At 30.9% G+C, this 25,399-nt stretch carries 22 protein-coding genes and 2 pseudogenes; 22 read left to right on the top strand and 2 right to left on the bottom strand.

Annotation, left to right across the window (positions count from 1 at the left end; translation table 11 throughout):
- Together B3630_RS03815 and B3630_RS03810 are read left to right on the top strand one after the other, a co-directional pair.
- On the top strand, positions 1–991 hold a 991-nt coding region (locus B3630_RS03815; RefSeq protein WP_346895671.1), incomplete at its 5' end, for a hypothetical protein.
- A 121-nt stretch (positions 992–1,112) separates the two neighbouring features.
- Entirely contained in the window at positions 1,113–2,198 is a 1,086-nt protein-coding gene (locus B3630_RS03810; protein ID WP_346895669.1) for a glycosyltransferase, read from the top strand.
- A gap of 103 nt (positions 2,199–2,301) precedes the next feature.
- Here the strand turns inward: B3630_RS03810 and B3630_RS03805 are convergent, their stop codons facing one another.
- On the bottom strand, positions 2,302–3,414 hold the full coding sequence (locus tag B3630_RS03805) for a DEAD/DEAH box helicase (protein WP_346895667.1): 1,113 nt from the start codon (positions 3,412–3,414) through the stop codon (positions 2,302–2,304).
- Between the two features lie 203 nt (positions 3,415–3,617).
- On the opposite strand from B3630_RS03805, the gene B3630_RS03800 reads away from it, so the two are divergent.
- The 13 genes and pseudogenes from B3630_RS03800 to B3630_RS03740 all read left to right on the top strand — a co-directional run bounded on the left by B3630_RS03800 (position 3,618) and on the right by B3630_RS03740 (position 19,804).
- Positions 3,618–4,340: a DUF434 domain-containing protein gene (locus B3630_RS03800; RefSeq protein WP_346895665.1), complete on the top strand. Its 723-nt coding sequence runs from the start codon at positions 3,618–3,620 to the stop codon at positions 4,338–4,340.
- A gap of 880 nt (positions 4,341–5,220) precedes the next feature.
- Entirely contained in the window at positions 5,221–6,873 is a 1,653-nt protein-coding gene (gene abc-f, locus B3630_RS03795) for a ribosomal protection-like ABC-F family protein (protein WP_346895663.1), read from the top strand.
- A 50-nt stretch (positions 6,874–6,923) separates the two neighbouring features.
- Positions 6,924–7,379, top strand: a pseudogene (locus B3630_RS03790) (His/Gly/Thr/Pro-type tRNA ligase C-terminal domain-containing protein); the annotation flags it as partial.
- 603 nt (positions 7,380–7,982) lie between these two features.
- Positions 7,983–8,708 (top strand): MBL fold metallo-hydrolase, encoded by a 726-nt coding sequence (locus B3630_RS03785; protein WP_346895661.1) that lies wholly within the window; start codon positions 7,983–7,985, stop codon positions 8,706–8,708.
- A gap of 497 nt (positions 8,709–9,205) precedes the next feature.
- A complete protein-coding gene (hypB, locus tag B3630_RS03780) occupies positions 9,206–9,877 on the top strand; it encodes a hydrogenase nickel incorporation protein HypB (RefSeq protein WP_346895659.1) in 672 nt (223 codons plus the stop codon).
- A gap of 31 nt (positions 9,878–9,908) precedes the next feature.
- Positions 9,909–12,599: an FAD-dependent oxidoreductase gene (locus B3630_RS03775; protein ID WP_346895657.1), complete on the top strand. Its 2,691-nt coding sequence runs from the start codon at positions 9,909–9,911 to the stop codon at positions 12,597–12,599.
- Between the two features lie 104 nt (positions 12,600–12,703).
- The gene (locus B3630_RS03770) at positions 12,704–13,045 is read left to right on the top strand and encodes a hydrogenase maturation nickel metallochaperone HypA (protein ID WP_346895655.1); all 342 of its coding nucleotides are present in this window, start codon (positions 12,704–12,706) and stop codon (positions 13,043–13,045) included.
- 293 nt (positions 13,046–13,338) lie between these two features.
- Entirely contained in the window at positions 13,339–14,106 is a 768-nt protein-coding gene (locus B3630_RS03765; protein WP_346895653.1) for a class I SAM-dependent methyltransferase, read from the top strand.
- A 92-nt stretch (positions 14,107–14,198) separates the two neighbouring features.
- Complete coding sequence (locus B3630_RS03760) at positions 14,199–14,933, top strand: nitroreductase family protein (RefSeq protein ID WP_346895651.1); 735 nt, start codon at positions 14,199–14,201, stop codon at positions 14,931–14,933.
- Between the two features lie 3 nt (positions 14,934–14,936).
- The gene (gene argS, locus B3630_RS03755; protein ID WP_346895649.1) at positions 14,937–16,694 is read left to right on the top strand and encodes an arginine--tRNA ligase; all 1,758 of its coding nucleotides are present in this window, start codon (positions 14,937–14,939) and stop codon (positions 16,692–16,694) included.
- A gap of 145 nt (positions 16,695–16,839) precedes the next feature.
- Positions 16,840–18,495 (top strand): GH3 auxin-responsive promoter family protein, encoded by a 1,656-nt coding sequence (locus B3630_RS03750; protein WP_346895647.1) that lies wholly within the window; start codon positions 16,840–16,842, stop codon positions 18,493–18,495.
- 82 nt (positions 18,496–18,577) lie between these two features.
- Positions 18,578–19,165, top strand: a pseudogene (locus B3630_RS03745) (hydrolase).
- Between the two features lie 285 nt (positions 19,166–19,450).
- Positions 19,451–19,804, top strand: a complete 354-nt coding sequence (locus B3630_RS03740; protein WP_346895645.1) for a hypothetical protein — start codon at positions 19,451–19,453, stop codon at positions 19,802–19,804.
- 97 nt (positions 19,805–19,901) lie between these two features.
- Here B3630_RS03740 and B3630_RS03735 read toward each other — a convergent pair whose 3' ends face one another.
- Positions 19,902–20,330, bottom strand: a complete 429-nt coding sequence (locus tag B3630_RS03735) for a MarR family winged helix-turn-helix transcriptional regulator (RefSeq protein WP_346895643.1) — start codon at positions 20,328–20,330, stop codon at positions 19,902–19,904.
- Positions 20,331–20,484: 154 nt separating this feature from the next.
- On the opposite strand from B3630_RS03735, the gene B3630_RS03730 reads away from it, so the two are divergent.
- The 7 genes from B3630_RS03730 to B3630_RS03700 all read left to right on the top strand — a co-directional run bounded on the left by B3630_RS03730 (position 20,485) and on the right by B3630_RS03700 (position 25,382).
- A complete protein-coding gene (locus B3630_RS03730; RefSeq protein ID WP_346895641.1) occupies positions 20,485–20,988 on the top strand; it encodes a CarD family transcriptional regulator in 504 nt (167 codons plus the stop codon).
- Positions 20,989–21,100: 112 nt separating this feature from the next.
- Positions 21,101–22,123 carry a recombinase RecA gene (recA, locus tag B3630_RS03725; RefSeq protein WP_346895639.1) on the top strand — a complete coding sequence of 341 codons (1,023 nt, stop codon included), beginning with the start codon at positions 21,101–21,103 and terminating at the stop codon, positions 22,121–22,123.
- A 243-nt stretch (positions 22,124–22,366) separates the two neighbouring features.
- Positions 22,367–22,837, top strand: coding sequence for a MarR family transcriptional regulator (locus B3630_RS03720; protein ID WP_346895673.1), 471 nt, complete (start codon positions 22,367–22,369; stop codon positions 22,835–22,837).
- Position 22,838: 1 nt separating this feature from the next.
- Complete coding sequence (locus B3630_RS03715; protein WP_346895637.1) at positions 22,839–23,384, top strand: cyclase family protein; 546 nt, start codon at positions 22,839–22,841, stop codon at positions 23,382–23,384.
- Between the two features lie 164 nt (positions 23,385–23,548).
- Entirely contained in the window at positions 23,549–23,917 is a 369-nt protein-coding gene (locus B3630_RS03710) for a GntR family transcriptional regulator (RefSeq protein ID WP_346895635.1), read from the top strand.
- Positions 23,917–24,618 (top strand): ABC transporter ATP-binding protein, encoded by a 702-nt coding sequence (locus B3630_RS03705; protein WP_346895633.1) that lies wholly within the window; start codon positions 23,917–23,919, stop codon positions 24,616–24,618. Before B3630_RS03710 ends, B3630_RS03705 begins: the two co-directional genes overlap by 1 nt.
- Positions 24,612–25,382, top strand: a complete 771-nt coding sequence (locus B3630_RS03700) for an ABC transporter permease (protein ID WP_346895631.1) — start codon at positions 24,612–24,614, stop codon at positions 25,380–25,382. The genes B3630_RS03705 and B3630_RS03700 overlap by 7 nt, the downstream gene beginning before the upstream one ends.
- Positions 25,383–25,399: the final 17 nt, after the last annotated feature.

Genomic DNA, 25,399 nt, shown 5'->3' with positions numbered 1-25,399 from the left:
AGGAGCAACAGGAGCTCAAGGCCCAACAGGGCCACAAGGACCAATAGGACCAACAGGCCCACAAGGAGCAATGGGAGCAACAGGAGCGACAGGGGCTCAAGGGCCAACAGGTCCAATAGGAGCAACGGGAGCAACAGGAGCAACAGGAGCACAAGGAGCAACAGGATCGCGAGGACCAACAGGGCCACAAGGACCAATAGGACCAACAGGGCCACAAGGAGCAATTGGAGCAACAGGAGCGACAGGAGCGCAAGGGCCAACAGGACCACAAGGACCGATAGGAGCAACAGGAGCGACAGGAGCAACAGGAGCTCAAGGACCAACAGGTCCAATAGGGTTAACTGGAATCCAAGGACCAACAGGTCCACAAGGATCAACAGGCCCACAAGGACCAACAGGACCAACAGGACCACAAGGCCCAATTGGAGCAACAGGAGCAACAGGACCACAAGGAGCAACAGGAGCTCAAGGACCAACAGGACCACAAGGACCGATAGGAGCAACAGGAGCGACAGGCCCACAAGGAGCAACGGGAGCTCAAGGACCAACAGGACCACAAGGCCCAACAGGACCTACTGGTGGAAATTCACAATTAAGAGGACTTCAAGTTTCTAGAAATCTACAACAAGAAGTTCTAGCAAATGCTCCAATCATATTTGATGCTATTAATGCAAATTATGATGGAGATTTAGTTTGGAATACAAACACAACTATTACTATTAACAGAGCAGGAATCTACTACATTAGTTGGTGGGTTTCTTATGAGATAACAACAGCAAGTTATGTTTCTTTTGCAGTCTTGCAAAATGGTTCAATACAGGGACCAGCAAGTAATCCTAGTAATGTAAGAGATCAAATTTCTGGATTTGTAATAATAAATGGAGCTGTAGGTGATACAATTAACTTAACCAATATAAGTACGAGTTCAGTATTGCTTGCTGCAGATGCAAATGTTCGTGCATCTTTATCAATAGTTAGCGTACACCTATAAAATTTACTCAGCTGGGGTTATAATAACCCCAGCTAAATTTAAAGATAGTAATAGAAATACTTAAAGATTATAAAAATAAATGTATAAATTCTAAAGATTTTAGAGCTTAGTGAGGTGTTTTATGATGAATTCATATAAAATTTGTGTATATGCAATATGTAAAAATGAAGAGCAGTTCGTTGAAAGATGGGTAGACTCAATGTCTGAAGCTGATAGTATAATAGTCTTAGATACTGGTTCAACAGATAATACAGTAAACAAGCTGAGAGAATTAGGGGTGAATGTATATAAAGAAATTTTTAATCCTTGGAGGTTTGATGTAGCAAGAAATAAATCGTTAGAACTAGTGCCAGAAGACACTGATATTTGTGTATGCACAGATTTAGATGAGGTATTTGAAAAAGGGTGGAGAGAAAAGGTTGAGAATGCATGGAAAGAGGATACTCAACAGTTACGATATAGATATACTTGGAATTTTGATGAAGATGGAAATGAAGGATATGTATTTTTATACGAAAAAATTCATGCACGTAATGGTTTTAAATGGGTTCATCCTGTTCATGAAGTTTTGAATTATTATGGTGATCAACAGTATATTGTTAGTACTGAACCCAAAATACAATTAAATCACTATCCGGAAAAATCAAAATCTAGGGCACAATATTTAGGTCTTCTTGAATTGTCGGTACAAGAAGATCCAAATGATGATAGAAACTTACACTATTTAGGCAGAGAATATATGTATATGGAGATGTGGGATAAATGTATTAGTACATTACTAAAGCACCTAGAATTACCAACAGCATTATGGAAAGCTGAACGTTCTGCTTCTATGAGATATATAGCAAAATCTTATATGGAGAAAGGAGATATTAGTAAAGCTAAGGAATGGTTTGCCAAATCCATTTTAGAGGAACCTAATTTGAGAGAACCCTATGTAAATATGGCAAATTTATTATATAGATTACAAGAATGGTCAGGGGTGCTTTATATGATAGAATGTGCACTTAAAATAGAAGATAGACCGTTGTCTTATATTAATGAACCAGGAGCATGGGGTTCAGAACCATATGATCTTGCTTCCATTGCTTGTTTTAATTTAGGACTTTATAAAAAGTCATATTATTATATAACAAAAGCAGTTGAAATATCTCCTAGTAACAAGCGTTTAAAGAATAATCTTGATTTAATAAAAAGATTTATATAATAATTTGTAATTTGAAAACTATTAAAATATATAGCTTAAAGCTAGGTACTGAGGGAAATAAATCCCTAGTACCTTTTTATTTTATATTATGTTAAACTTCAAGTTACACTAAATCTATAGTTCTTCTAGAAATTTTAAATCCTATTTTTTCTTCAATTTTTTCAAGTAAATTAGAATCTTTGGGATCCATAAAACAGCAGGTATAGCCACTTTCACCAGCTCTAGCTGTTCTACCAATCCTATGAATATAGCTTTCTGGAGATTCTGGGATGTCATAGTTATATATGTGAGTAATACCAGAAATATCGATACCTCTTGCAGCTACATCCGTTGCAATTAGATATTGAATATCCGCATTTCTAAAGGACTTCATGATCCTTTCTCTTTTATTTTGAGGAACGTCGCTATGGATTTTCTCGCAATTAAATTTCCTTTTACACATAGCCATTTCAAGAGCATCGGCTCTTCTTTTAGTTCTGCAGAAGATTATTGCCATAAATGGGTTATCTTCTTCAAGAGCTTTGAAGAGAGAATCTTGCTTTAAGCGATCTGTAGTTTCAACGATTTCTTGATTTATAGTAGAAAGAGTTATGCTTTCTTTTTTTACAGACACCACAATAGGATCTTCCATATATTTATAAGCAAGTTTTTTAACAGAAGAATCCATAGTAGCAGAAAAACATAATGTTTGATGGTTTTTAGGGGTATGCTTAATTATATTTTCTACTTCATTTTTAAAACCCATAAGTAGCATTTGATCTGCCTCGTCAAGAACAAAGGTTTTAAGCTTAGATAAATTGATTGATTTTCTCTCAAGATGGTCAAGAAGTCTTCCAGGGGTAGCTATTATTAAGTGAATGCTTCCCTTAAGCTTATTTAATTGGGAACCTATATCTTTTCCGCCATAAGCAGCCAAAATATTTATATTTATGCTCTCAGCCAATTTAGAGGCCTCGTTAGTAATTTGAATAGCTAACTCACGGGTTGGAGTCAATATTAACACTTGTGTAGCATCAAGGTTCGGATTAATATTTTCAAAAATGGGCAATAGAAATGCTAAAGTTTTACCTGTACCAGTTTGAGCTTCAGCTATAAGGTCTTTTCCTTCTTTAATATATGGAATACTTTCTCTTTGAATATCAGTTGGATCTTTTATTCCAGACTTGTTTAATATATCTATTATATTTGTACTAATTCCTAATTCTTTAAAATTCATTTACTCATACCTTTCATCCTTTAGTCAACGCCTAATAGTAACACATATTAAAGTATTTATCAATTTAATAGATTCCATACAAAAGAGATGAATAATCCTTATAATGTGAAGGATAATGAATGGTGAAAAAAGAAAGGTAGTAGAAAAGGTCACTGAAAGGTAATAATATAAAATATATTACTGTTGAAAGTAAGGTGAATATATTGAGTAAAACTACTAGAAGAGGGTATGTACCAAGGGATGAAAAGGAATTTGGAGATGAATACAGATGTAAATTACAAAAAGCAGTAGAAGAGCTTTTGTTTCTATTAAATAGGGGATATAACATAAAGGGAGCATCAACCTTTATAGGAAATCACTATCTTTTATCTGAAAGGCAGAGGCTTGCTTTAGTGAGGGGAATTTCTAAAAGTGAAGATGTTACAGATAGAAAATCTAAAGAAGTTATTGATTCTTTTTCAGGAAAAATAATAAATATAGATGGCTTTAATACAATAATAACTCTAGAAGTTGCACTTTCTAATTCATTAATTATAAAGTCAATGGATGGTACAATAAGAGATTTAGCAGGACTTCGGGGTACATATTCAGTTATAGATAAAACAGATATAGCAATTAAACTACTAGGTGAAAAATTAGGACAATATAAAGTTAGTAAAGCTATATTCTATTTAGATAAACCAGTTTCAAATTCAGGGAGACTGAAGATGAGAATCTTAGAATTGCTAGAAAATTTTAAATTTGAAGTGGAGGTAGAGATTATTAACAATGTGGATAGTATATTAGAAGCAAAAGAAAATGTAGTATCTAGTGATGCAATTATCATTGATAAATGTAAGAGTTGGATAAATATGAATAGGAATATTATTGATGATAAGAAGTTAGGGGTTAATTGTTTAGATTTTAGTAAATTTTATTTTTTATAAGAAGGTTTAAACGCATGAGTAAAAACAGTAGTGTTTTGTATAAGTTAACAGGAAAAAGAAGGCAAGCAATCCTAGAACCAAGCATAGTAAAAAGACACATAAAAAAGCTGTTGATGGAGTGAGTAAAATTCTACTTAGTTAGTAGAAAAATAAATATCTCTGCCATAGTCTCAACAGCCCCATGTCTACTTGACAGGGGGCTGTTCAGAAAATGTATTTCAGGTGTACTTTTAACAACGGTATCGTCATGGTCAAGGACTAAACATTTATATTTTAACATAGCTGACTCCTTTTTGTTTATTATATCTTATGCTTTTGAATTTTATTTTTAATTTGTTAATACTATAAAAACAAATGTATATTAACTAATATATATTATACATGAATATAGGCATGTTTAGGAGATATTTTTCATATAGAGTGTAGCTCTAAATTTGAAATAACCTGTTTATAAAAACGATATAATATAGATGGTTAATGAATGTAAGACGTGTAGAGATAAGTTTAGGGTTAAAGAAGTTGACAGTCCAATGAGTTATTTATATAATTATCATTGAGTAACTAAAAACTCAATTTTAAGAAAGGCAAGGTATTTGCAGACATGAGAATATAATTCACTTTTATTTATAAAAAATCAAAATTAGAATGAGGCCTAAAGAAAGGCTTTGTTGTTATGCATTTTATTTGATTTTGTGAGTGGATAGTATTTTTGTAACTGTTGATGGTTTGTCAATATAGTGTGTTATTAACCTTAATTATGACTTTGAATCCTAATATATACTGATTTTTTTGTATATATTTTAAGGTTTTATTTAGTGCAGATTAAAGGTTATGATATAGTTATGATGCTATCCTCTCCAGGTTATAAGGAGGGGATTTTTTGTTATTAGTTGAATGTAGTAATATTAAAAAAAGTTTTGGTGATAGATCCATCTTGGATATAGAAAATTTAAAGGTCTGTTCCCAGGATAGAATAGGTGTTGTAGGTGTAAATGGAGTTGGTAAAACTACATTAATTAATATATTGTGCCAAAGATTGCAGCCAGATGAAGGCCAGGTTAAGTTATATGGAACATACTCATATATATCACAGTTAGAAGAACCAGAAAATATATCAATAACTAGTGAAATGGCTTCTAGATTTAATGTAGAAAGTATTTGGAATGGGAACATGAGTGGAGGAGAAAAGACTAGATTTAAACTTGCTTATGCACTAAGCCAGAATAGCCAGTTGATATTTGCAGATGAGCCTACTAGCAATATGGATATAGAGGGCATTGAGCTTATGGAAAAAAGTTTTAAAAAATATAAAGGAGCTCTAATACTTATATCCCATGATAGAAATTTCTTAGATGGGTTATGTAATAAGATTTTAGAAATAGAGGATGGAAGAATAAAAATATATTATTGTAATTACAGTGACTATGCTGCTTTGAAAGCTAAGGAGAGAGACCGTGCTGAATTTGAATATGAGGAGTATATAAAAGAAAAGAAGCAACTTAGAAGTGTAATTACCGATGCAAAACGAAGGGTAAAGAGTATAAAGACAACTCCTAAACGAATGGGAAATTCCGAGGCTAGGCTTCACAAGATGGGAGGTCAAAAGGCAAGGGCAAATATTGAAAGAACGGTGAAAAATATTGAAAAGAGAATAGATCACCTTGAAGTTAAAGAAAAACCCAAAGAACAAGCTAGCATAAAGCTAGACATTGAAGATTCAAAGAAGCTCCATAGCAAAATAGTTATAGAAGGTAAAAATATAAGCAAATCATTCGGTAAAAAGATTATATTAGATAATGCTGAATTTAGTATATATAATACATCAAAGGTAGCACTAATTGGACCTAATGGATGTGGAAAAAGTACTTTAATAAAAATGATAATGGATAATGATAAATCTATAAGAATTGCTAAAGGAGCAAAAATAGGATACTTTAGCCAAGCTATAGACATTTTAAAAGAAAATTGTACTATCATAGAAAATGTAATGGAAAGTAGTATACAGGATGAAACCTTTGCTAGGATACTACTAGCAAGATTATTATTTAAAAGAGAAGATATTTATAAAAAAGTAAGTGTATTAAGTGGCGGAGAAAGAGTTAAGGTTTCCTTTGCCAAAATGCTATTACAAGATATAAATATCCTTATACTAGATGAACCTACTAATTATATGGATATAAACTCTCTTGAGATTGTAGAAAATGTACTTAAAGATTATCATAGCACTTTATTGTTTGTATCCCACGATAGAAGATTTGTAGAATCTATTGCAGACCATATAATGACTATAGAAAATCATAAAATTAAGGTTTTTAAAGGTAACTATAAGGAGTACTTAGATAGTAAAAATAAATGTGAAGATAATGATAAAGAAGAAATTGAAAATGAAATTTTCATATTGCAAAATCGTCTTTCAAAAGTTGTTGGAAGGCTATCCATGCCATCAAAAAAGGATGATGTAGTAGCACTGGATGAAGAATATAATGAATTATTATTAAAGTTAAAGGAATTAAAAATAAATTTATCAAAATAATAAGAAAACTCTTTACAACATATTACAAAAGTGATAAAGTTTATTCAAAATTTCAATTACCTCAAAGGTTTGAATTAGAGTATATTGGAAGTGATAATGATAGACATAGACCAATAGTTATTCATAGAGTAATATATGGAAGTATAGAAAGATTTTTAGGTATATTAATTGAACACTTTGTAGGAAAGTTTCCAACATGGCTTGCTCCAGTCCAAGTAAAGGTACTGCCTATATCAAATAAATTCAATGAGTATTCAGAGAGTATTAAAAAGAAGCTAAGTGAAAATGGAATAAGAGTTGAAATGGACTATAGAGATGAAAAGATAGGATATAAAATAAGAGAAGCTAGAAATGAAAGAATACCTTATATTATTGTTGTAGGAGAAAAGGAAGAAAAAGAAGATACAATTTCACTACGTAGTAGAAAAAATGGAGATGAAGGAACTTTTAAATTAGAATCTTTAATAGAAAGAATCAGTAATGAAATAAGGAATAAAGAATTATAAACAGAATTCTTAGCTTCTATGAAGCTTTAGAAATCGTTATCCAGGGACATAACAGCTCTTTAGTCTCACTTTGAAGAAGATGGGAGTATTAGAGCTGATAGTCATCGGATAAAATAAGGTAAATATATAAAATAACATCCTGAAAATGGATGTTATTTTGTGTTTTTAACAAAAAGGGTATATTACTGTAAGAACTACAAATAAAGATGATATTCTTATTATATTTATTAGAGCCAGAGGAATTGACGAAATTGAATTAAAGATAAAAAAAGCTACAACAATTGCTCTTACATGCAATTTCAATAAACTACTTATTCCAAACTTTGATGATGTGATTGATAAATGATAATAAGACTATACCTGCTGTTATAGAACATAAAATATTGAGGTATGTTTTAAACTTGAGGGTTAAGAAGATAAACATATAAATAATATTGTTCGTATGGATATTATGTTATAAAATGTAAGTATATATGATAAAATTCAAATAAGATAATTAAAGTTTACTTATATTAATTACACGTAGATATGCCTCAATTGCTATTATACTTAACTAAATATAAAATACTTTTGAATAAGTAAGGAAGAAGAGGAAGTTAGTTTATGGAATTTAAAAAAATATCTAATAGAATTTATTACTTATCTGCACAAGAAGAAACTGATAGACCAGTTATTGGATATATCAAAGGAGATAAATATTCATTGGCTATAGATGCAGGTAATTCATCTAAACATGTAGAAAAATTTTATTGTGAATTAAATAATGCAGGTTTGAAATTACCAGAATATACAGTTATTACCCATTGGCATTGGGATCATACATTTGGCATGCATTCAGTAGTAGGAAAGACAATTGCTGGACATTTGACAAATAATAAATTGAAAGATGTTGCAACATGGCAATGGTCTGATGATGATATGAAAAGTAGACTTGAAACAGGTAAAGATATTGAAATGTGTGACAAATGTATTAAATTGGAGTATTCAAACAGAAAAGATATAAAAGTAACTTCTGCAGATATAGAATTTAGCGGAAGTTTAAAAATTGATTTAGGTGGAATTTATTGCGAAATAACTGAAATTGAAGCACCACATTCAGAAGATTCGGTATTGATTTATGTACCCGAAGAAAAAGTGGTGTTTATTGGTGATGCAGATTGTGAAGATCACTATGATAATAATGGACAATATGATAAGGATAAGTTAGGGTGTTTTATTGAGCTAATTAAAGAAATTGATTTTAATACTTATGTTCTGGGACATGATAAACCTGAAACGAAGGAAGAAGTAATTTCGTATTTAATGAAAGAATTAAAAAAGTTAAGTTGAGACATAAAGAAAGTGATCGCACCATAAGTAGGTGCGATTTTTTTGTTAGTTTAAGTAGTGGTTTAAATTGAATATATATTAGTATTAAAAGAGAATTTTAAATGATTAAGATAATATATGAATAGGAACTTTGTAAAGGAATATTAACACATGAGAGAGCTAGTAATATGAATGAGTGAATTATCAGTTAAGGTATAGATTATATAAAAAAGTAGTACGAAAGTAGGTTTAATATATATGCGATGCCAACCATAACCATGGTGAAATATCGTCAATAGTCCACGGAAATAAAATGTTCAAAGTCTTAGTAGTAATCATGCTACAAAATTTTTAAATAATCAATGAGAAAATAACAGATAGTATACAGTAAAATATATCATATTAAAGCATATATGGGAATATATTTCATTAATATGGATTCCATGATACAATTTTATTGTAAGGAATATTTTTAGTTAATGTAAAAAAGAAAAATTAAATGGGGGGGGTAGAATAGTATGGATATGTATAAAGTTATCGAGATTAAGCAAAATATTTTCGAAAACAATGATAAACAAGCAGAACTACTTAGGGAAGATTTAAAAAAAGATAAGACTTTTTTGTTAAATTTAATGTCATCACCTGGTTCAGGGAAAACAACAACAGTTTTAAGAACAATTGAAGCTTTAAAAGATGAAATGAGTATTGGGGTTTTAGAAGCTGATATTGACTCAGATGTGGATGCTAATACTGTTTCAAAGACTGGTGCAAAGGTAATACAGTTGCATACCGGTGGCATGTGTCATCTGGATGCAGATATGACCAAACAAGGACTAATTGGATTGGGAACAGAAGATGTTGATTTTGTATTATTAGAAAATGTAGGAAACTTAGTATGTCCAGCAGAATTTGACACTGGTGCATCAAAAAATGCAATGATATTAAGTATACCAGAGGGAGATGACAAGCCCTTAAAATATCCTTTGATGTTTTCCATTGTTGATATTTTATTAATTAACAAGATAGATGCAATAGATTATTTTGACTTTGATTTAGAAGCAGTGAAAGAGCGTGTGAAAAAATTGAATCCCAATATCAAGGTTATCCCAATCTCTGCTAGAACTGGTGAGGGAATTGATGACTGGGTTAACTGGATACGTAATGAAGTAAAAGATTGGAATAAAAAATAGAATATATTGAAAAATTATTGGGGGAATGGGTATGGTAAAAGTAAAAGTATTAGAGCTTGCCAATCATATAAGTAAGATAAAACCTGGTTCAAAAAATGAAATAAAGCCGGAGGATCCAGAATATAAAATTTTGGAACCAGTTGTTACAGAAGAAATGGCAGAAGTAGGGCTTTGCGTTGAATTCCGTAAACCAAAGAGCGTAGAAGAAGTTGCTGTTTTATGTGGCAAATCTTTAGAGGAAACTAAGAGAATCCTATGGGAACTAGCCCTTGCTGGTGTTTGCTTTGTTGGTGAAGAAGATGGCGTTGACAAATACTGGTTTGAGATTTGGGTTCCAGGACACATGGAAATGATAGTTAACCACCCACATAAGGAAAATGTTCAGAATTATAAGCAAATTGCTGAGGCTTTTGAGGCCTATGGAAGAAAAAAAGCACCTATAACAGCAGGCATTTTTCCAGTAGGAACAGGACCTATGCGTGTTATTCCTATAGAAACGTCAATCCAAGGTGAAACAAGAAGAGCATCCTATGAGGAAGTTTCTAAATACCTCAATGAAAATACTGTTTTCTCAGTTTCAGATTGCTCTTGTCGTACCTCAAGAGAAGCTATGGGAGAAGGTTGCGGCCACTTGAAGGAAGATATGTGTATTCAGCTGGGCCATGCTGCTGAATACTATATTCGTACAGGTAGAGGACGAGCAATTACACGTGAAGAAGCTTTTGAAATCATAAAAAGAGCAGAAGAAAACGGTTTGATGCATCAAATGCCGAATGCGGATGGTCCAGGAAAAACTCATGCCATTTGTAACTGTTGCGGTTGTTCATGCTACGCTACGAGAATTGCCGGAATGTTCTTAAATAATGATATGGTGCGTTCAAATTATGTTTCAAGAGTTGATAAAGAGAAATGCGTTGGTTGTGGAGAGTGTGTCCAAGTTTGTCCAGTTAATGCATTGAAATTAGGACAAAAGTTATGTACTAAAACACCAATTGTAGAGAAGAAAAGAGTGGACTTTGCTCATAATACAGAGTGGGGTCCAGATAAATGGAATGTTGATCATCGTATCAACAAAGAAAATGTTGTTGATACAGGTACAAGTCCTTGTAAAACACAATGTCCAGCACATATTTCCGTTCAAGGTTATGTTAAGCTAGCATCCCAAGGAAGATATAAAGAAGCACTTGAACTTATCAAGAATGAAAATCCATTTCCAGCAGTATGTGGACGTATTTGTCCAAGGAAATGTGAATCTGCTTGTACTAGAGGGGACATTGATGAACCAGTTGCTATAGATGAAATCAAAAAATTCATTGCTGAACAAGATTTAAAAATGGATACTCGTTATGTACCAAAATTAAGACATGAATATGGTAATAAAATTGCAGTAATAGGTGCTGGTCCTTCAGGTCTCTCTTGTGCTTTTTATTTAGCTCTTGATGGTTACAAGGTAACAGTATTTGAAAAACAAAAGGCACTTGGTGGTATGTTGACTCTTGGCATTCCATCTTATAGATTAGAGAAAGAAGTTATTAACGCAGAAATAGATATTTTAAGAGAACTAGGTGTAGAATTTAAAACTGGTGTTGAAGTTGGTAAAGATATAAGCCTTAAATACTTAAGAAGTCAAGGATATGAAGCATTCTATCTTGCAATAGGTGCCCAGTTAGGAAAAAACCTTGGTATCCAGGGAGAAGATTCAGAAGGGGTTATTACGGGTGTTGATTTCTTACGTAATGTAAACTTGGGTAATGACATAAAACTTCAAGGAGATGTGGTTGTAATTGGTGGTGGTAATGTTGCTATTGACGTTGCAAGAACAGCTACAAGAGTTGGAGCTTCAAAAGTAGATATGTATTGTCTTGAAAGTGGAGAAGAAATGCCGGCCCTTGAAGAAGAAATTGAAGAAGCATTATCAGAAAGCATTGGGGTTAATAATTCTTGGGGGCCAAAACGAATTATAGAAGAAAATGGAAAAGTGGTAGGCGTAGAATTTAAAAAATGCATTTCAGTTTTCGATGACAATGGAAAATTTAATCCTGTATTTGATGAAGAGGTCACTAAGATTGTTAAGGCGAGTCATGTACTAATTTCAGTAGGTCAAGGAATGGATTGGGGTAGATTGTTAGAAGACAGCAAAGTAGAACTGAATCCAAACAAGACAGTGAAAGCAGACTCCTTTACTTTACAGACAGGTGAGCCAGATGTATTTGCTGGTGGAGATGCATTGACAGGTCCTAAATTTGCTATAGATGCCATTGCCTTAGGCAAAGAAGGGGCAATTTCAATTCATCGTTATGTTCAACCGGGACAGAGCTTAATTCTCGGACGAGATAGAAGGCAGTACTCTGCTCTTGATAAAGAAAACTTAACTTTACAAGGGTATGATCGTATCCCAAGGCAGAAAGTAGACCATGTAGATGGAAAGAAATCAAAAGAAACCTTTAAAGATTTACGCCCTACATTTACTGAAGAGCAAGTGAAGAAGGAAACAGAGCGTTGTCTTGGCTGTGGTGCTACAATTACAGATGAATATCAATGTATAGGCTGTGGTGCATGTACAACTAGATGCAAATTTGATGCAATTACACTTTTCAGAAAATATGATGCACAAAGTATACCACTTGAAAAACTTAAACCTATAATTGTTAAAAATATAATTAAGCGTAAAGGTGTAATCACGGCTAGAAAGATTAAAAAGCTATTCACCAAAAACTCATAAGGAGAAAAAGATAAAATTAAATAATTGACGTATTGTAGGGAAAAAGGTGAGGTAACATAAAGTTACCCTCAGCCTTTTATCCTAGAAAAGAAGAGGTGAGTTAAGTGCATGAATTAGGTGTAGTAATTGAAGTAGTTAAAACTGTAGAAAATTTTGCTGTAAAAAATGGATTAACAAAAATTGATACAATAGTTTTACAAATTGGTGAACTCTCATCAATGATTCCTAAGTATATCGAATCTTGTTATCCAGCAGCCGTGGATGGTACAACATTACAAAATACAAAGCTAAAGGTTGAAATACTACCAGGCAATGCTATTTGTAAAAAGTGTAGAAAAGTTTTTAATATTATTGAGAATAATAGTAAGTGTCCAAGCTGTGTCAGTGAAGAATGGGAATTGTTATGTGGAAAAGAGTTTATGATTAAGGAAATTGTTGCTTGCTAAAATAGCCTTATGAGATAAAAAAACTTTATGATAATTAATTATAATTGAGATAGCAATAAAAAATAAGAAAAATATAAAGAGTATGGTGCTTCATGTTAATTAGCAGTTCTAAAAGTTTTTTATAATAGTAGGGAAGGAAAATCCTATGGTAATGGGAGTATCCTTCTTTTTCTTATTATATAATTAGCTAATAACATTAAATGGAAATTTATAGATATAACTTAGTCAAATATGATATAATTGTAGAACTGTATGTGATAAAAATTATTGATATTTTATGATGGAGGTATAAAATGGACAAGCGTTTAACATTTAATGAGGATGCTGCAAATTATGATAGATGGCGACCAATATACTGTAAAGAACTATTTAATCATATTATTCAGTATGCTCAAATTTCTAAGGATAAAAAGGCAATAGAAGTTGGAATTGGAACTGGACAAGCAACAACACCCTTTCTTATGACTGGATGTGATGTAACAGCTGTTGAACTAGGTAAAGACCTTACACAATATTCAAAAGAAAAATTTAAAGACTATAAGAATTTTAGCGTATGCAATACTTCCTTCGAGGATTTTAAATGCGATAATAAAAGTGTTGATATTATTTATTCTGCAACAGCATTTCATTGGATTTCTGAGAATATTGGTTATCCTAAGGTTTTAAGTTTACTAAAAGATAATGGCACATTAGCTCTATTTTGGAATAAACCTTTCGTATCACGTGAAGATGATGTATTACATCAAAAAATACAAAATATATATCAAAAATATAGACACTCAGATATTAATATTGTAGAACATGATACTACACGCTATAAAAAGATTTCGGAAACTATACAAGGATACAGTTTTAAAAATTTGGAAATGATATTATATCACCAGACACGAAAGTTTAACGCGGAGGATTATATTTGTCTTTTAAATACATACTCAGATCACAGGACCATGCCAGCGAATACAAAACAATTATTTGAAAATGAAATTAAAAATGCCATTATAGAAAATGGCAATATTTTAAATGTGTATGATACAATAGATTTATATTTGGCAAGAAAATAGGATATTATGATAGTATACATTCACTAAATTCTTATTTATAATATAAGGAAAAAATACTTTTAATGTAGAAAGTATATATATAAGGAGAAGCTATGAATAGAGTAGAAGCTATTAACAAAAGATGTTCAAGAAGAACTTATATTGATAATCCAATTGAAAAATCAAAAATAAGGGATATAGAAGAACTAATTTTTAAATTAAATAAAGAAGGAAATTTAAATTTTGAGTTTATTATAAATAACGGTAAAGCTTTCGATAATGTAAAGAAATCATATGGATTATTTAAAAACGTAAAAAATTATATTGTAGTTAAAGGAAAAAAACAGGAATTTATATTGGAGAAGATGGGTTATTATGGTGAACAATTAGTCTTAGAAGCAACTATTTTAGGACTTGGGACTTGTTGGGTAGGAGGCACTTTTGATAGGCAATCATGCCCTTGTAAAGTTGAAGAGAATGAAATTCTTTATGGATTAATTGCAATTGGATATGTTGAAGAAAATTTATCTTTGAAAGAAAAGGTAATTTCTAAAATTTCTCATAGGAACACAAAATCAATAGAGGAAATGTATGAATCTGATGAAAATGTACCACAGTGGTTTATAAATGGAATGAAAGCAGTTCAAAAAGCGCCTTCAGCCATAAATAAGCAACCAGTTAAGTTTAATTATAAAAAAGAGAATGTTACTGCTAAGGTTTTAGGAAATTCTGACGGTGAGGTCGTTGATCTTGGCATAGCAAAATTACATTTTGAAATAGGTTCAGAAAGGGGCAATTGGGAATTTGGAAATGGCGCTGCTTTTATTATTTATAAAAATAGGGGGTAAAGTATGAAAATATTTATTGATGAAATAAGTGATGTAGTAAAAAGTGTTTTTGAAAAGCTTGGATATGATATAGAATCAGGAAAGGTAACTGTATCTAATAGACCAGATTTATGTCAATATCAATGCAATGGTGCTTTAGCTAATGCTAAGAAATACAAAAAAGCACCCAATATCATAGCACAAGAAGTTGTTGAAAAATTAAAAGAAAATAACTTTTTCTCTAAACTAGAAATTGCAGGACCAGGGTTTATTAATATAACTGTTAATGATAAATTAATAATTGACTATGTAAATAAAATGAATAAGGATGAAAAGTTTGGAACTTCATCTGCTGCAAAAGTTAAAAAAATATTTGTAGATTATGGTGGAGCAAATGTTGCAAAGCCTTTACATATAGGTCATTTAAGATCTGCAATCATTGGAGAAAGTATAAAAAGAATTTCTAAATTTTTAGGTCATGATGTAATTGGAGATGTTCACTTAGGTGATTGGGGTCTTCAAATGGGGATGGTTATATCTGAAGTTGAAAGACGTAATCCTAATTTACCTTATTTTAATGAAAGTTTTACTGGAGAATATCCAAAAGAAGCCCCATTTACAATTGATGAATTAGAGGAAATTTATCCTTTTGCCAGTAGCCTTGCTAAAAATGATGAAAAAGTTATGAATGCAGCAAAACAAGCTACCCTTGAGCTTCAACAAGGTAGAAAAGGATATCTAGCATTATGGAAACATATACTGAATGTTTCTATTAATGATTTAAAGAAAAATTATGGTGCACTAAATGTTGACTTTGAATTATGGAATGGTGAAAGCGATGCACAAAAGTTTATTCAGGACATGATTAAATATTTAAAGGATAATGGATATTGTTATGAAAGTGAAGGTGCCTTAGTTATTGATGTAAGTAAGGAAGATGATAAGAGTGTACTTCCACCATTATTATTATTAAAATCAGATGGAGCATCATTATATGGAACAACTGATTTGGCTACAGTTGTAGAGAGAGTTAGAGATTATAAGGCTGATGAAATAATATACTTAGCTGATAAAAGACAAGGACTACACTATGAGCAATTCTTTAGAGCAGCTAAAAAATCAGGAATTGCAGGTGAGAATGTAAAATTAGATTTTATAGGATTTGGAACAATGAATGGAAAAGATGGAAAGCCATTTAAAACTCGTGAAGGTGGAGTGATGAGGCTTGCAGATTTAATAAATTTAATTAAAGAAGCAGGTAAAGAAAAACTTAAAGGTAATAAAAATATATCATCAGAGGATGTTGAAGAAATCTCATCAAAGGTAGGTTTAGCAGCACTAAAATATGGTGATTTATCAAATCAGGCTTCAAAGGATTATATATTTGATATAGATAGATTTGCTTCATTTGAGGGAAATACAGGACCATATATTTTATATACAATAGTAAGAATTAAATCAATTTTAAATAAAGCTAATACATCAGAGTTTAAGGAAAATGTATTAAAACCACAAAGTGATGCAGAAAGGAACCTTATGTTACAATTAATTACATTTAATGAAATAATTGAACTGAGTTATAGAGAACGTTCACCTCATAAGATATGCGAATATGTTTATGAATTATCAAATAACTTTAATAAATTCTATAATGATACAAGAATATTATCTGAAGAAGATGAAAATAAAAAAGGCTCTTGGTTAGTTCTTATTACTTTAGTTAAAGATGTATTAGAACAATGCTTAGATTTATTAGGCATGGAAAGTGTTGAAAAAATGTAATATACTGCAGTACTTTTTTTAGTCATGGATGGGATTTTAAGCAATTTGTCTCCATCAAGGTGTAACAGCATTTTATATTTTTTCATACATTAGATATATACAAATACTTAGGAAGTGTATTATTACGAGCTTTATAAGCAAAGCATTGTACAAAATCGCCATTGAAGGTGGGGGATTAGTTAAAAAGAAGTTTGATAAAGAAACTAGAAGTTGCAAAAAAATCAATGAAGAAGTGTTATTCAAAATATTGAGAGAAAATTGTAAAAGTGAGATCGGAATTAAGTTTAATTTTCGAGATATCAACTCCATAGATGATTTTAAAGAATATGTTCCATTAACCCAATATGAATATTATGAAAACTATATAAGACGAATGTCAAATGGTGAAAAGAATATTTTAATAAGTGGAGGTGTGGAATATTTTGGTCATACATCAGGAACCACAGGAAAGCAAAAGTTAATTGCATCTACTAAAACAAGTAGAAAAATTGCTTCAAAATATATGGCCTTACTTATCAATAAATTTTCTTATGATAACTTTAGAGAAAATTGGAATTATGGAAAAGGTTTAATGATAGCTGATATAGTAATGACAACTTATACCCAAGGAGGAGTACCAATATGTTCTGCCACTTCTGGAGGGATGAATGGTATAAGGTTTATATTACCATACTTATATACTTCACCAATAGAAGTCATGAAAATAAAAGATAAAGAATCTTCCATTTATCTTCATATGTTATTTGCCTTAAAAGAAACTAATCTTTTATATATTAGTGGAGTTTTTATATCTAATATATTGGATTTATTTAGAATATTAGAAAGTAGATATCAAGATTTAGTTAGAGATATAAGGAGAGGATGTATAAGAAATAATTTAAATATTGATGAAAACACTAGAAAAAAGTTAACTTCACTTATTTCTCCTGATGCTAGTAGAGCTGATAAATTAGAGTATGAATTTGGAAAAGGATTGAAGGGTATAAGTAGGAGAGTATGGCCTAATTTATCGTATATTGCCACAGTAACTGGAGCAAATTTTTCTATATATGATGATAAAGTAAATTATTATACTGATTCATTACCTATTTATTCACCAGCCTATGCTGCTACAGAAGCTATGATTGGAATTAATCCTTATGCAAATAAGATAAGATATGTAATTATACCTGACACTGCCTTTTATGAATTTATTCCACAAAAGGAAGGGAAAGAAGATAGTCAGCACACCCTTTGTTTAGAAGAGCTAGAAATAGGGACAAAGTATGAAATCGTTATTACTAATTATGCTGGCCTTTATAGATATAGAATGGGTGATGTTATTCAGGTAGTTGGATTTTATAATAATTGTCCTGAAGTGGAGTTTTTATATAGGAAGAATCAAGTGTTGAATATGGTATCTGAAAAAACTAATGAAGAACATTTAACTAATTCTATAAAAAGTACAATAAAAAAATTGAATTTAAACTTAGTAGACTATACTACAATGCCTGATAACTCAATTACACCTGGAAGATATGCGTTTTACTTTGAATTTAAAAATAGTATATATAATTATAAGATTAAATTATTAGAGGAAACCTTGGATAAGGAGATTAGAAGTTCTAACTTAGCCTATGATAGAGCTAGAAATAACAAGAATTTATCTATGGTAAAAGTAATACTTTTACAACCAAATACCTTCAATACAATTAAGGAATCTTTATATAAGAAGGGTATATCAAAAAATCAAATTAAGATTCCAAGGGTTATATCTAATAATAGAAATATATTAAATATTATTAATAGAAATAAGATATGATATATTTCTTCAATATTATTTGTATTTGTAATATTCTTAAAATATAATAATATTAATAAAGTTTTTATAGGAGGATATTATGATGATAAAAAGAGAGAAAGCGTTGGAACTACTTACTAAATATAATAAAGAAGGATTTCATATTCAGCATGCGTTAACAGTAGAAGGTGTTATGAATTACTTTGCAAAGAAACTTGGATATGAAGATGAATCAGAGTTTTGGTCTAGAGTTGGATTACTTCATAATTTAGATTTTGAAATGTATCCAGAACAACATTGTACCAAAACTCAAGAAATCATGAGAAACCTTGGTCTTGATGAAAGATTAATAAGAGCAGTAGCTAGTCATGGATATGGACTTTGTGCAGAAGAATAACCGAAACCAGAGCATCAGATGGAAAAAGTATTATTTGCAGTAGATGAACTTACAGGATTAATTGGTGCGTCTGCAAGAATGCGTCCATCTAAAAGTGTTATGGATATGGAACTTTCAAGCCTAAAGAAAAAGTTCAAAGATAAGAAATTTGCTGCTGGATGTTCAAGGGATGTAATCAAACAAGGAGCAGAAGTTCTTGGTTGGGAATTGGATAAATTATTTGAAGAAACAATTCTAGCTATGCGTTCTTGTGAGAACTTTATTAATAAGAAAATGGGATTATATAACAATTAGTAGATTATATTGGATAATTTTTATACTTATGTAACCATATGGGTAAGTTAGTTTGACAAGTAAAAGTAAAAATGATATTATTATATTGTCAGTGTGTATGAAAACTCAAGACCATCTGAAGGTGGTTTTGAGTTTTTTTATAATAAGGTTTCTTACAAAGCTATGAGTCGTTGGTTTATGCTATAGGTAATGATATTTTAAAAGGAAAAATAGCATGAAAGAAGAATGGCTGAAAGTAAAAATCATTAAAACACTAGTTTAAAATTAGAGAGGAGACGGTCAAAAATGAATATAAAAAATGAGCAAGTTAATCATATTAAATTCGGATCAGGAGTTATAACGGAGGTAGAGGGCGATAAGATATTAGTGAAATTTCAAGATAACCTTGGAGTAAAAGCTTTTGTATATCCAGAAGCATTTAAAATGTTTCTAGAAGCAGTAAATGAGGAAGTTCAGAATAGTATATTAGAAAAATTGCATATAAAGCAAGAGAAGTCAAAAGCTAAACTAGAAGAGAAAAGAAATGAAGAAAAACAGGAAAAAGAAATACTTGAAAAAGCTGCAAAGGAAGAGAAAAAAATATTACTTGCAGAAAAGAGAGCAGCAGCAAAACTTGCAAAAGCAAAAGATGCAAAATAATCAATAGTTGTTGATAAATATAGAGTCATTGCATAGCCTTATGATTCTAAAGATATAATAGAAACACATTAGCAGAGACATAAGGCTATTTTATTGGCTATATGTCCCATTCTAGTTTTAACATATCTTTAAGTATTTCTACTTTATCAGTTCCAATTTTCTCACATAGTGTTTGCTCTATGGCTGCCTTTTGAGATAAATTTATCTCATAACATTCTTCACCTAAGGGAGTCAACTGCAAACATTTATCTCTATTATTGTTTGTTGAATTTGTAATTTCAATTAAGCCCTTTGCTTCAAGATTTTTTACAAATTTATGAGTTGCCTGTCTAGAGATATCAACATGTTTTGTAACGTAAGATAGAGTTGTCTTTTTATTATATATCCTTGCCATGATATACCATTCAGAGTTTGAAATATGTATATCATTACTATCATTCCATGATTTTTCACATATTTTACGAAGTAGAACGTGACGCTCACTTATTAAATCAATTAAATGTAAATTTTGTAATTCAGAATTCAATGGCTTCACTCCAATCATTATCTTTACTAAAATAATATACAAATAATATACATAATTCATTAAGAATTGTCAATTTAATTGACAATTTGTTAAATTTAATGTACAATGAAACTAGTCAACTTAGTTGACAAAGTACAACAAGGGAGAAATTGAAATGTTTAATATTGGAGAATTAATAATTTATTCGGCCCATGGAATTTGCCGTGTAGATGACATATGTGAACAAAAAATAGGTGGTAAAAAAAGGAATTATTATAAATTGCACCCAGTGGACGATAGTTCATTAAGTATAAGCGTCCCAGTTGAGAGTGATAAGGTAGCCATGTTACAGCTTGTAAATAAACAAGAGGCAGAAGAACTCTTAGAATCCTTCAGGGAACCAGGTGTAGATTGGATAGAAGCCAATGCTGAAAGAAACCAAGTATATTCTAAGGTTGTAAAGAATGGAGATCGTAAAGAAATCTCTAAAGTAATAAGTACTTTAATGAGGAAAAAGCTTAAGATTGAAGCAGAAGGAAGGAAATTTCATCAGCAAGATATCAAACTTTTAACTTATGTTCAAAGTATATTGTTTACAGAATTGGCATTCAAATTAAACACAACTTTTGAAGTAATAAATAGAAAAGTTGCTAGATTAATTAATGAAAATGACTACTAAATATGATTATAATAGAAGTGTATGGTAAAGAGGGTTGTTTTACTCAGCAGAAGTTAAAAAAAGTGAGACATAATTTAAGCAATAATGGCTTTTGAAAAGGTAGTTGATAAAAATGAATATAAGTAATGATAGAAGTATGGCCATAGAAACAGTTATGAACCATATAGAAAAACAATTTGGGAAAGGTTCCGTAATGAAGCTTGGAGGAACCTCAACAATGGATATAGAAGCTATCCCAACAGGATGTCTTACTTTAGATATAGCCCTTGGCGTTGGAGGAGTTCCAAAGGGTAGAATAGTGGAGATATATGGACCAGAATCTTCTGGTAAAACAACAGTAGCACTACATATAGTGGCAGAAGCTCAAAAAAGTGGTGGTGCAGCGGCGTATATAGATGCTGAACATGCTTTGGATCCGTCCTATGCAAAAAAACTTGGTGTTAATACTGATGATCTGATTATTTCTCAACCAGATACTGGAGAACAAGGCCTGGAGATAGCTGAAGCGCTTGTAAGATCAAATGCTTTAGATGTCCTTGTGGTTGACTCTGTTGCTGCCCTTGTTCCAAGAGCTGAAATAGAAGGTGACATGGGGGATTCTCATATAGGATTGCAGGCAAGGTTAATGTCACAAGCCTTAAGAAAACTAACTGGATCAATCAATAAATCTAAATGTGTTGTTATATTTATAAACCAACTAAGAGAAAAAATAGGTATTATGTTTGGTAATCCTGAAACAACAACAGGTGGAAGAGCACTGAAGTTTTATTCATCAGTTAGGCTTGATATAAGGAAAACAGATATTATAAAAGTAGGTGAAGATATTCTTGGAAGTAGAACAAGGATAAAAGTAACCAAAAATAAGGTTGCTCCGCCTTTCAAACTAGCTGAATTCGATATAATGTACAATGAAGGAATTTCAAAGGAAGGTGCACTTATCGATATAGCAGTTAAGGAAGATATAGTTGAAAAAAGTGGAGCTTGGTTTTCTTATAAAGATGCTAGACTTGGTCAAGGCAGAGAAAATTCTAAGTTATATCTAAAAGAAAATCCTGAAATAGCTCTTGAAATAGAAAATATAATAAGAGAAAAATATAATCTTAAATTAGTAAAACAGACTAAGGAATATGAATAAATGTTTTAAATATTAAAGAAAGAGAATCATCAAAATTAATAAGGAGTATAGACTTTAATTAGATGAGGTTTTACTAAATCATATAAAATGACCTAAAAGAAGCCATAAGAAGAATTCTTCTTATGGCTTCTTTTATCAAATTGTATTAATAATGGAATTGTAATAGTAAATTAGTACTTATACAAAAATGTTGACATGGAAACAAAAAGATGATAATATTGTTTACAAGGAAACAATATGGAGGTGTTTAAAGTAGATAATATTAATATTATTATGAAAAGCTTTAAAGAAATATATGAAAAGGAAGAGATTTTAGGTAAGCTGGCTTTGGGTGGTGAATATGAAAATTATGGGATTTCAGAAATACACTGTATAGATATAATAGGGAAAATAGAAAATCCCAATGTTACTAAAATATCCCAAAGTATGAATATGACAAGAGGTGCTATTAGTAAGATAACTAAAAGGCTTCTAAATAGTAATCTTATTGATAAATATAAAAATCCTAATAATGATAAGGAGATATATTTCAAACTAACGGAGTTAGGTGAAGAGTTATATAAATATCATGAAATAAAGCATAAGCAATGGGAATTAAGAAATAGGATATTTTTCAAAAATATAGATAAGAAGGAAGAAAAGATTGTAACTAATTTCTTGATTAAATTTAATAGTTATTTAGATGAACTAATAGAAACGGAAGGAGAAATGTAATATGAATTTACACTTAACAGATTTTAGTATTCCGGTAGAAATATTAAAGTGGGGAGATTCACAGCCGGCACATCAAAGGCAACATATAGGAACTCATATAGATTGCTACAATCTATCCAATATAGAATTACCATCACAGATAGATGTTAAGGTAATAGATGCTAGGAAAATAGATATTATAGACGTTAGCATATTAGAAAACTTATCAATTAAAGCAGATTCCTTTGTAATATTTAGAACGGGTTACTTAGAAATATATGGATATGGAAGTGATGAATATTTTAATTCTAAGACTAGTCCATATTTAACTAATGAGCTTATAGATAGATTATTAGACTGTAATGTAAAATTAATAGGCATTGATCTAAGTGGAATACAACATGGAAAAGATCACGTAGCAATAGATAAATATGTTGAAAATAAAGGAGCTTATGTTATAGAAAATATATGTAATTTACATAAGGTTACTACAGAATTCAAGGCAAATTTAAAATGGATTCAACTAGAAGGCGCTACAGCAATAAAAGTTGAAATTGAAACTATTTAAATTGCTATATTATAAAAGTAAGAATTAAAATTCATTGGGAAATTAGACTTCCAATGAATTTTTTTGATTTTTATGGAAATAGGTATTGACAAGAACAATTGCAAATTGTATTATTGTATTAATGGGTTAGTACAACGATACAATAATACAAGAGAGGTGATTATATGGCATGGGAATTTAAGGACCAAAGGCCTATATATATTCAATTAATTGAGCAAATAAAACTAAAGATAATTTCAGGAGAATACAGGCCAGGACAAAAGTTTCCAACTGTAAGAGAGCTTGCTGAAGAGGCATCAGTTAATCCTAATACTATACAAAAGGCTTTAGCAGAGTTAGAACGGTCAGGGTTTGTTTATAGTCAAAGGACTAGTGGAAGATTTATTACGGAGGATATAGATATGATAAAAGAGATTAAACTGGATATAGCTAAAGACCAAGCAGTAAATTTTCTTAAGAGTATGAAAAGTTTAGGTCTTAGTAATGAGGATATCATGGAATTTATAGGGAAAGTGGCAAAGGAGATGAAGTAATGGGTGAACCAATTTTTGAATGTAAGGAATTAGTTAAAAAATATGATAATAAGGAAGCACTTAAAGGTATTAATTTAACTTTAGAAAAAGGTAAAATAGTCGGACTTTTAGGTCCTAATGGTAGTGGTAAAACAACTTTAATAAAGCTAGCTAATGGGTTGTTAAAGCCAACGTCGGGAGAAGTAAAGATAGCGGGACTTCCTCAGGGCATAGAAACTCAAAAAATAGTTTCTTACCTCCCTGAAAGAACCTATCTTAATGATTGGATGAAGGTATCTGATATTATAAATTTTTTCAAAGACTTCTATGAGGATTTTGATGAAAAGAGAGCCTATGATATGCTAAGCAAGTTAAATATTGAATCAAATGTTAAGCTTAAGACCTTATCAAAAGGAACAAAAGAAAAGGTTCAACTTATTTTAGTTATGAGTAGGCAAGCAGAGCTATACTTTTTAGATGAGCCCATTGCGGGGGTAGACCCAGCAGCAAGAGATTATATTTTAAACACTATAATAAGCAATTATAACGAAAATGCAACTGTAGTAATTTCAACTCATCTAATAGCAGATATAGAGAAAGTTCTCGATGATGTTGTTTTTATATCTAATGGAGAAATTATGCTACAAAAAAGTGTAGATGAAATAAGAGAAGAGAGCGGAAAGACAGTAGATGAGCTATTTAGGGAGGTATTTAGATGCTAAGAAAATTAATGAAATATGAATTTAAGGCTACAGGCAGAATAATGCTACCTCTTTATGGAGCATTACTAGGATTTTCAATTATCAATAAAATATTTATTGGAACTAACATGGCTGAAGTAAATATGGATTTCTTAGGGGGAATTCCTGCGGTTATAACGATGATAGGATATTTCGTAACCATGGTGGCAGTTTTTGTTGGAACACTTTTTATAACTGTACAAAGATTTTATAAAAACTTATTTGGAGATGAAGGATATTTAATGAATACCATCCCCGTAAAAAGTTCACATAATATAGTTAATAAATTAGTAGTATCTATGGTATGGACTATAATAAGTGGATTCATAGCTGCAATATCTATATTTGTAATGGCCTACGAACCAGGGGCATTAAAAGAAATAATTAGAGAATTTAAAAATATTTATCCTGAAATTGGATTAAATACTTTCGTTATAATAGAATTTGTGATTTTTGGAATTGTATCTTTAGCTCATCAAATTATGATGCTTTATGCATCTCTTTCTATAGGTCAGTTGTTTAAATCAAAAAAATTATTAGGAGGATTTGCTGGATTTATGATACTAAGCATTGCTCAACAATCAATAATAGGAATAGTTATGACTATATTAGTTGCAAGTAATAGTTTTATTTATCTATCTTCACACTATGCAATACTTTGTGCAATTATAGTTTGTTTAATTTTCTTCGCGATCTTATTCTGTATAACTAACTACATCATGAAGAATAAACTTAATTTAGAATAGCAAAAAAATTAAAGCTC

It is taken from the genome of Clostridium sp. UBA7503 (assembly GCF_002477055.1).
GTDB lineage: Bacteria > Bacillota > Clostridia > Clostridiales > Clostridiaceae > Clostridium_J > Clostridium_J sulfidigenes.
Note: the sequence above shows the minus strand (reverse complement) of the source record. Positions and strands in the feature narration are given on the sequence as shown.

Coding starts and splice junctions, on each gene's coding strand:
- B3630_RS03810 (WP_346895669.1), top strand. CDS start 1,113: ATGATGAATTCATATAAAATTTGTGTATATGCAATATGTAAAAATGAA.
- B3630_RS03805 (WP_346895667.1), bottom strand. CDS start 3,414: ATGAATTTTAAAGAATTAGGAATTAGTACAAATATAATAGATATATTA.
- B3630_RS03785 (WP_346895661.1), top strand. CDS start 7,983: ATGGAATTTAAAAAAATATCTAATAGAATTTATTACTTATCTGCACAA.
- hypB (WP_346895659.1), top strand. CDS start 9,206: ATGGATATGTATAAAGTTATCGAGATTAAGCAAAATATTTTCGAAAAC.
- B3630_RS03775 (WP_346895657.1), top strand. CDS start 9,909: ATGGTAAAAGTAAAAGTATTAGAGCTTGCCAATCATATAAGTAAGATA.
- B3630_RS03765 (WP_346895653.1), top strand. CDS start 13,339: ATGGACAAGCGTTTAACATTTAATGAGGATGCTGCAAATTATGATAGA.
- B3630_RS03760 (WP_346895651.1), top strand. CDS start 14,199: ATGAATAGAGTAGAAGCTATTAACAAAAGATGTTCAAGAAGAACTTAT.
- argS (WP_346895649.1), top strand. CDS start 14,937: ATGAAAATATTTATTGATGAAATAAGTGATGTAGTAAAAAGTGTTTTT.
- B3630_RS03740 (WP_346895645.1), top strand. CDS start 19,451: ATGAATATAAAAAATGAGCAAGTTAATCATATTAAATTCGGATCAGGA.
- B3630_RS03730 (WP_346895641.1), top strand. CDS start 20,485: ATGTTTAATATTGGAGAATTAATAATTTATTCGGCCCATGGAATTTGC.
- recA (WP_346895639.1), top strand. CDS start 21,101: ATGAATATAAGTAATGATAGAAGTATGGCCATAGAAACAGTTATGAAC.
- B3630_RS03715 (WP_346895637.1), top strand. CDS start 22,839: ATGAATTTACACTTAACAGATTTTAGTATTCCGGTAGAAATATTAAAG.
- B3630_RS03710 (WP_346895635.1), top strand. CDS start 23,549: ATGGCATGGGAATTTAAGGACCAAAGGCCTATATATATTCAATTAATT.
- B3630_RS03705 (WP_346895633.1), top strand. CDS start 23,917: ATGGGTGAACCAATTTTTGAATGTAAGGAATTAGTTAAAAAATATGAT.
- B3630_RS03700 (WP_346895631.1), top strand. CDS start 24,612: ATGCTAAGAAAATTAATGAAATATGAATTTAAGGCTACAGGCAGAATA.